The sequence below is a fragment of the Hymenobacter coccineus genome, from assembly GCF_001816125.1.
Taxonomy (GTDB): domain Bacteria; phylum Bacteroidota; class Bacteroidia; order Cytophagales; family Hymenobacteraceae; genus Hymenobacter; species Hymenobacter coccineus.
This window is the reverse complement of the sequence record NZ_MDZA01000108.1, coordinates 1-7,441: the sequence shown is the minus strand read 5'-3', so window position 1 is coordinate 7,441 and position 7,441 is coordinate 1. Positions and strand designations below refer to the sequence as shown.

General features: G+C 68.9%; 6 protein-coding genes. 3 read left to right on the top strand and 3 right to left on the bottom strand.

The features are described from left to right. The first annotated feature begins 574 nt into the window (after nt 1-574). The 3 genes from hscA (at nt 575) to BEN49_RS07785 (ending at nt 5,213) form a co-directional block, all read left to right on the top strand. Nucleotides 575-2,449, top strand: a complete 1,875-nt coding sequence (gene hscA / locus BEN49_RS07795) for a Fe-S protein assembly chaperone HscA (protein WP_070742478.1) — start codon at nt 575-577, stop codon at nt 2,447-2,449. A gap of 259 nt (nt 2,450-2,708) precedes the next feature. Continuing rightward, the gene (locus tag BEN49_RS07790; RefSeq protein WP_070742477.1) at nt 2,709-3,893 is read left to right on the top strand and encodes an O-antigen ligase family protein; all 1,185 of its coding nucleotides are present in this window, start codon (nt 2,709-2,711) and stop codon (nt 3,891-3,893) included. Nucleotides 3,894-3,998: 105 nt separating this feature from the next. Further along, on the top strand, nt 3,999-5,213 hold the full coding sequence (locus tag BEN49_RS07785) for an anhydro-N-acetylmuramic acid kinase (RefSeq protein ID WP_070742476.1): 1,215 nt from the start codon (nt 3,999-4,001) through the stop codon (nt 5,211-5,213). Nucleotides 5,214-5,343: 130 nt separating this feature from the next. Here BEN49_RS07785 and BEN49_RS07780 read toward each other — a convergent pair whose 3' ends face one another. From BEN49_RS07780 to BEN49_RS07770, 3 genes are all read right to left on the bottom strand, one after another. Beyond that, nucleotides 5,344-5,610, bottom strand: coding sequence for a hypothetical protein (locus BEN49_RS07780; protein WP_070742475.1), 267 nt, complete (start codon nt 5,608-5,610; stop codon nt 5,344-5,346). Between the two features lie 127 nt (nt 5,611-5,737). After that, on the bottom strand, nt 5,738-6,382 hold the full coding sequence (locus BEN49_RS07775; protein WP_070742474.1) for a LuxR C-terminal-related transcriptional regulator: 645 nt from the start codon (nt 6,380-6,382) through the stop codon (nt 5,738-5,740). Continuing rightward, complete coding sequence (locus BEN49_RS07770) at nt 6,367-7,377, bottom strand: sensor histidine kinase (RefSeq protein WP_070742473.1); 1,011 nt, start codon at nt 7,375-7,377, stop codon at nt 6,367-6,369. The genes BEN49_RS07775 and BEN49_RS07770 overlap by 16 nt, the downstream gene beginning before the upstream one ends. Nucleotides 7,378-7,441: the final 64 nt, after the last annotated feature.

Here is a 7,441-nt window from a genome sequence, read left to right as displayed (position 1 = left end):
GCACGTCGGTGGGCCGCTGGCAGCCGGCCGCGCCCGCAAGCACGGCCAGGGCCGCGCCGGTCAGCAAAAGGGGGAAGCGCATCATACTTCGAAGCTACGCGCCCAGGGCAGGAAAATCGGCGTTTGGGCCTCAGTTTTTCTTATTTTTATCCAATGCGCGTTGGTGCAGTTGTGGTTGGCCAGGGGCGTTGAGGGGCCGGGGATGGCCGGTCAGTGGGGCCCTGTTGGGGGCGAAAGGCGGTACCGCCAAGCTGTATTCTTGGAGCGGTTTCGGCATTCGTGGCGGTAAGGGCGGGGCTTGCCCTCGCCCGAAAGTTCGCACCAGCCACCGATTCCAGGCAACGACGGGCGGGGGCAAGCCCCGCCCCTACCGCGTGCATACGGTGCACCAAACCTGGAACTACTACTCTACCGTACATAAACCCCAGGCCCGGCCGGGCGGTTGGGTTAGGGGCCCCGCGTGCTTCCGCTGCCCGCGGCGCGGGGCGTATTTTTGGGCCCACCCCGGCTGATGCCGGGCCGCTTCGCTTCCTCGCTCTTATTCGTGCCGCCTCCGCTGCGGCGTTTTGCTCTTATGGCCAAAGTCGCCATCAACCTCGCCACCGGGGCCCTCCAGCAGGAGGAAATCATCGTCGGCATCGACCTCGGCACCACCAACAGTTTGGTGGCCTACGTGCACCCCGAAACCCGCCAGCCGCTGGCCATCAACGACCAGGGGCGCGGCAGCATCGTGCCCTCGGTGGTGCACTTCCCAGCCGATGGCCACGACCCCGTGGTGGGCACCGACGCCAAAGAATACTTGCTCACCGACCCGCAGCGCACCATTTACTCGGTGAAACGGCTGCTGGGCAAAAGCTACCGCGACCTGGGGCCCCACGCCGGCCAGCTGGGCTACAAGGTGATTGACGACAACGCCGAGGGCCTGGTAAAAATCCGCGTCGCCGACCGGTTTTACTCGCCCATCGAGCTGTCGGCCGACATCCTCAAGGAGTTGCGGGCCCGCGCCGAGCACGCCCTCAAAACGCCCGTCAACCGCGCGGTCATTACGGTGCCGGCGTACTTCAACGACTCGCAGCGACAGGCCACGCGCGACGCCGGCCGCCTCGCGGGCCTGGAGGTGCTGCGCATTGTGAACGAGCCCACCGCCGCGGCCCTGGCCTACGGCATCGGCCTGAGCCCTGACGAGGAAAAAACTGTGGCCGTGTACGACCTCGGCGGCGGCACGTTCGACGTGAGCATTTTGCGCATCCAGCAGGGCATTTTCGAGGTACTGAGCACCAACGGCGACACGTACCTGGGCGGTGACGACTTCGACCGCGCCATTGCCGAGCACTGGCAGGCCACGGCTGGCCTGCCGGATGCCTTCGCCACCGACCCGCACCTCCAGCAGCAGCTGCGCCTGGCCGCCGAAATGGCCAAGCGCTACCTCAGCCAGCACGACGACTTCACGACCCAGCTCACCGACGCGGCCGGCGCGGTGCTGCCGGTCACGCTCACCAAGGCACAGTTCAACGAGCTGGTGGGGCCGCTGGTGGCGCGCACCATTGCCGCTTGCCGCCAGGCCGTGGCCGATGCCAAGCTGGAGGTGGGGGCCCTGGATGCGGTGCTGCTGGTGGGCGGCTCGACCCGCGTGCCGCTGGTGTTCGACGAGGTGTCGACGTTCTTCGGCCAGCCGGCCAACAACTCGCTGAACCCCGATGAGGTGGTGGCGCTGGGCGCGGCCATCCAGGCCGACATCCTGGCCGGCAACCGGCGCGACGTGCTGCTGCTCGACGTAACGCCGCTCACGCTGGGCATTGAGACGCTGGGCGGGCTGCTCGACCCCATCATTCCGCGCAACTCGAAGATTCCGACCAAGGCCGGGCGCCAGTACACCACGAGCATCGACGGGCAGGTGAACCTGAAAATCGGCGTGTACCAGGGCGAGCGAGATTTGGTGAGCCAGAACCGAAAGCTGGGCGAGTTCGTGCTGACCGGCATTCCGGCCATGCCCGCTGGCTTGCCCAAGGTGGACGTGAACTTCTTGCTCAACGCCGACGGCATCCTGCAAGTGGAGGCCGTGGAACTGCGCTCGAACACCCGCCAGCAGGTCGAAATCAAGCCCCAGTACGGCCTCACCGACGAGCAGGTGGAGCAGATGCTGATGGACTCGCTGGTGAACGCCAAGGACGACGTGGCTGCGCGCCTGCTCATCGAGGCCCGCACCGCCGCCGAGCAGCTGCTCTACCAAGTCGAGAACTTCACCCGCAAAAACCGCGTGCACCTCACAGAAGAGGAGTTGAGCACCACCGGGGCCCAAGTGGCGCAGGTGCGCAACGCCCTGGCCGGCACTGAGCGCGACCCCATCCTGAAAAGCATGGACGAGCTGGACGAGCTAACGCGGCCCTACGCCGAGCGGGTGATGAACATCTCCATCCAGCAGGCCATGGCGGGCAAGAAGATTGGGTAGCGGCGCGGTTGGCCGGCGGTGTGCTTTCTTGCGGGCCGCGGGCCGCGCCCGCGTGCCGTTTTAATGCTTACCGCCCGCTTATCGAAATGATTTTTCCGCGCTTTCGCTCGCTGCTGCTGGGTTTGTTTTACGTGGCCCTGGCCAGCCTGCCACTGTCCGTCAACTGGCTGTCGCCCTGGGGGCACTTTGGGCTGCTGGTGGCCGCCGAGCCTTTGATGGTACTTACAGTGGGCCTGGTGGGCCTGGGCGCGCTGGCCGGGTGGGTGGCCCGGCCGGCCCCGCCTCGCTGCTCGATAAGCTGGTGCTGCTGCACCTGGGGGCCCTGCTGCTGGCCACGGCTTTTTCGAGCGACGTGCGGGTATCGGCCAAGTACGTGGCCACGGTGCTGGTGTTCGTGGGCTTTGGCTACGGGGTGCCGCGGGTGCTGCGCCTGGGCCGCACCGAGTGGCGGCGGGCGCTGGCGGCGCTGGGCGCGGGCACCGGCGCGCTGGCCCTGTACGTGCTGGTGCGCCACGGGCAGGAAGGCATTTCGTACGAGCTCTCTTACTTCGTGGCGCAGCCGTTTTTGCCGCACGGCCACACCAACCTGACGGTGCTGCTGGAGCCCCTGTTGCTGGGCCTGAACCTGGTGCTCCTGTTCAGCCCCCGGGCCCAGGGGCCCCGCGGCCGCGTGCTGGCCACGGCCCTGCTCACCGCCGTGCTGATGGTGGTGGCATTTTCCTATTCGCGGGCCTCCTACATCTCGCTGCTGGTGCAGGCGGTGCTGTTGCTGGTGCTGCTGGGCCGGGCGGCCGTGGCCCGGCGGCTGTGGCTGCCTTGGGCAGTGGCTGGGGCCCTCACGCTGGGGGTCTGGCAGGGCATTACGTGGCGGCTGGCCCTGCCGGCGGAAGCGCCCACGGCAGCGGCCAAGGTGCCAGCCACTAAGGCCAAGGCCCCCACCCTGCTGCACGAGCTGAAATCCGTGAGCGATTTCACGGCCACCAACGAGTCGAACGCCGAGCGCCTCAACCGCTGGAGGTACGGCCTAGTGCTGTACCGGCGCACGCCGGTGGTGGGCATCGGGCCCGGCACTTTCCCCGACCGCTACCTCGAATTCGTGACCAGCGTGCCCATGCACGAACGGTTCTTCACCACCTTCCGCCGCATGAATGTGCACAACCTCTACCTCGGCTGGCTGATTGAGGCCGGGGCCCTGGGGCTGCTCACGGGCCTGCTGGTGCTGGGCTACGCGGTGCTGCGCCAGCTGCGCCGCGTGTGGCACGGCGAGCGGTCGGCGCTGGCCGTGGGCCTGGCTGTTTACTTCGTCTTCTTTTTATTGCATTCCTTTGCCCAGGATTTCTGGCAGGAGCCGCGGGTGATTGTGGTGTTCTGGCTGGCCATCAGCTTGCAGGACTACGCCGCCCGCGCCTCCCGGGCCCGCTCCATTACCTCGCGGCTGGCGTAGCCGCCGGGCCCCTGGGGCCCCATTTAGCGCCCCATTCTGGCGCAGCAGCACAAGCGGGCACAAACCTGGTTTTGTACCGAATAAAAGGTTCTTAAAGGTGCAAGAATGAACGCAGCCATTGCCCGCCTCTGCCAGCTAGCCCAACAACCCAGCCGCCGCATCGTGGGGCTGATGTCGGGCACCTCGCTCGATGGGCTCGACGTGGCGCTGTGCCGCCTCACGGGGCACGGCGCGGCCACGCAGCTGGCGCTGGAGCAGTTTGCCACGGTGCCCTACACCGACGACGTGCGCCGGCACATCCGGCAGGTATTTGCCCGCGAGCAAGTCAGCCTCGAATACCTAACCCTGCTGAACCCCTGGCTGGGCCGCCTGCACGCCGATATGGTACTGGGTTGCCTGCGCACCTGGCAAGTGTCCCCGGCCGACGTGGACCTGGTGGCCAGCCACGGCCAAACCGTGTACCACGCCCCCGCCCACCAGCACCAGCAGCCCGATTTTACGGGCCTGAACGCCACCCTGCAGCTCGGCGACGGCGACCACGTGGCCCAGGGCACGGGCATCATCACCGTCAGCGACTTTCGCCAGAAGCACCTGGCGGCCGGCGGCGAAGGGGCCCCGCTGGCCACCTACGGCGACTACCTGCTGCTGAGCAGCCCTGCCGAAGCGCGCCTGCTGCTGAACCTGGGCGGCATCGCCAACTTCACTTACCTGCCCCGCGCTGGGGCCGACGCCAGTGCCGCCTTCAGCACCGACACGGGCCCCGGCAACACCCTACTCGACGCCACCATCCGCGCCCACCGGCCCGAGCTACAGTACGACGAGGACGGCCGCCTGGCCCTGGCCGGCCGGGTGCACCCCGGCCTGCTGGGGGTCCTGCTCGACCACCCGTTTTTCGCCGCCGCGCTGCCCAAAACCACCGGCCCCGAGCTGTTCGGCCCCGCCTACCTGGCCGCCGCGCAAGCCCAGTCCGGCACCGCCGCCCTGGGCCTCGAAGACCTACTGGCCACGCTAGTGGAGCTGAGCGCCGCGGGCGTGGCGCGCAGTGTGCGGCAGGTATTCGGGCCCGGGGGCCCGCTGCCGGCCGTGTACACCAGCGGCGGCGGCGCCCACAACCCGGCCCTGCTGGGGGCCCTACGCCGCCACTTGCCCGGCGCAACCTTCGCCAGCACCGACGCGCTGGGCGTGCCGCCCGACGCCAAAGAGGCCATCTTGTTTGCGGTGCTGGCCAACGAAGCCGTGGCGGGCCAGCCGGTGGCACTGGGCGCCGGACGGCAGCGCGTGCCGGCCGTCACGATGGGCAAAATCTCGTGGCCGGGGTAGCCCGCCCCGGGGCCCTGGGGCCCCGGGGCGGCAGGATTCGCCGTGCAGAACCAGCTATAGAATAGCAGGGGCCCCGTTTCAGCTAAAACGGGGCCCCTAGTGGTTGAGGACTAAGCGCACAGGCCGGCAGTTACGGCGCGGTGTGCACCACAATAATGCAGCCATCGGCAGCGGTGGTAGTGGCACCGCCCATGCATAAGGAGTCGGTGCTCGACCAGGCCACGAATTTGTCGCCGCCCACCTCAGTGGCGGTGCCCACGGCTTGCACACGGCCGGTGCCGCTGCCCGCGCTTGCGGCGGTCCAGACGGGCGCGGGTTCTTGCGCAACCCAGAAAAAGGCGGGTAAATAGTGCAGCTCAAACGGGCGCCCAGCAGCGGGGTGTAGGAGTACTTTCATAAAACGTGAAGCAAACGTGGAGCGACGACGAGGGCGCAGTTAAAACCTTGCGCTACACAAATTTGACCACGAACAATTCGTCTCGCAATACCTACTTATAAGTAATTTTTGCAGCCCCGCCCATCGGTTACAAGCTGTGCTGGTGGGCAAAGTGAATCAGCTCGGCCACGCCGTGGAGGCCCAGCTTCTGCATCAGGTTGCGGCGGTGGGTGGCCACCGTGGCCTCGGCCAGCGAGAGGCGCGCGGCAATGGCCCGGGAGGAGAGACCCTCGCACACGAGGCCAATAATTTCGCGCTCGCGCGCGGAGAGCTGGTGGCGGCGCAGCAGGGCGTTGGCGGCCGCCTGGGGCGGGTTGGTGGCCCGGGGCCCCGGGCGGGGCGGAAACACCCGCTCGCCCGCGTGCACGGCCCGGATGGCGGCCAGCAAATCGGGGGCTTCGGCCGATTTATCGAGGAAGCCCTGGGCCCCGGCCGCCGCCACCTGCGCCACCAGCCCGGGCGAAGTGGCGCTGCTGAACACCAGCACCCGCAGCGCCGGCCACTGGCGGCGCAGGCGCGGCAGCAGGTCTAGGCCGTCGTGGGGCGGCGGCAGGTGCAAGTCGAGCAGCAGCACATCGGCCGGCAGCGTGGGGGCGCCTTCCAGAAACGCCAGCAGGGCCCCACCGGTGGCAAACTGCCCGTTCACCACCAGGTCCGGCTCCTGGCCGAACAGCGCGGCCAGGCCCCGCGTCAGGGCGGGGTGGTCGTCCACGAGGATTAAACGACAGGACATAGGCGAGCAGCAAATAAAACGTGGCAATAAACGCCAAAATTGCTGATAATCAATGGCCCGGAGCCCCTAAAGCACGGGCAGCTCGACGGTGACGACCGTGCCCTGGCCGGGCTGGGTGCTGATGAGCACCCGGCCGCGCAGGTAGCTAGCACGGGGCCTGCACGCCGCGCAGGCCCAGGCCCCCGCGGTGCGGGGCGGGGCCCTGGGGGGTCGAAGCCCCGGCCGTCGTCGGCCACGGTGAGGTGCAGGCCGGTGTGCAGGCAGCGCACGCCCACGCGCACGTAGCTGGCCTCGGCGTGGCGCAGGGCGTTGTGCAGCAGTTCGGCCACAATGCGGTAGGCGGCCTGCTGCACGGGGGCGGGCAGGCCGTCAGCGTCGGGGTCGCAGCGGGCCGTTACGCGGGGCCCGTCGTCGGTCAGGCCCAGGGTTTCGACGAGCAGGGCCAGGGCCTGGGGCAGGGGCAGCAGCTCATCGGCCGGGATGGGCAGCAGCACGTGGCTGAGGGTGCGCACGTCGTGGCGCAATTGGCGCAGCAGGGCCTCGGTGTGGGCGTGGGCCTCGGCCAGCAGCGGCGGGGCCAGGGCCAGGGCCTGCCGCACCAGCCGGCCCTGCCAGGCCAGGTGCAGGGCGGTGAGGCCGGGGGCCAAGGCGTCGTGCAGCTCGCGGGCCAGGGCCGCGCGCTCCTCCTCCTGGGCCCCAATGAGGCGCTGGCCGGCCACCGCCCGCTCGCGCAGCTGGCGCACGCGCAGCTCGGCGTTCTGGCGCAGCGTGTGGCGGAAGCGGCCCATGAGCAGGGCGCTCAGCGCGAGCAGCTCCAGGGCCAGGCCCCAGGCCAAGCCGTTGGGGTCGGCCAGGTGGATGTTGGTCAGCCCCGAGCGGTTCAGCAAAAAGTTGGCGCTGCCCAAGCAGAAGAAGCTGTACGTGAGCCCGTAGAGCGCCGCCAGCCGCCGCTGCGGCGGCCGCCCGCGCGCCCACACCGCGCCCAGCAGCCCCAAGCCGGTGGCCAGCAGGGCCCATAGCAGGGCCTCGCGGCCCGTTCAGCCAGGCCATGCCCGCTGG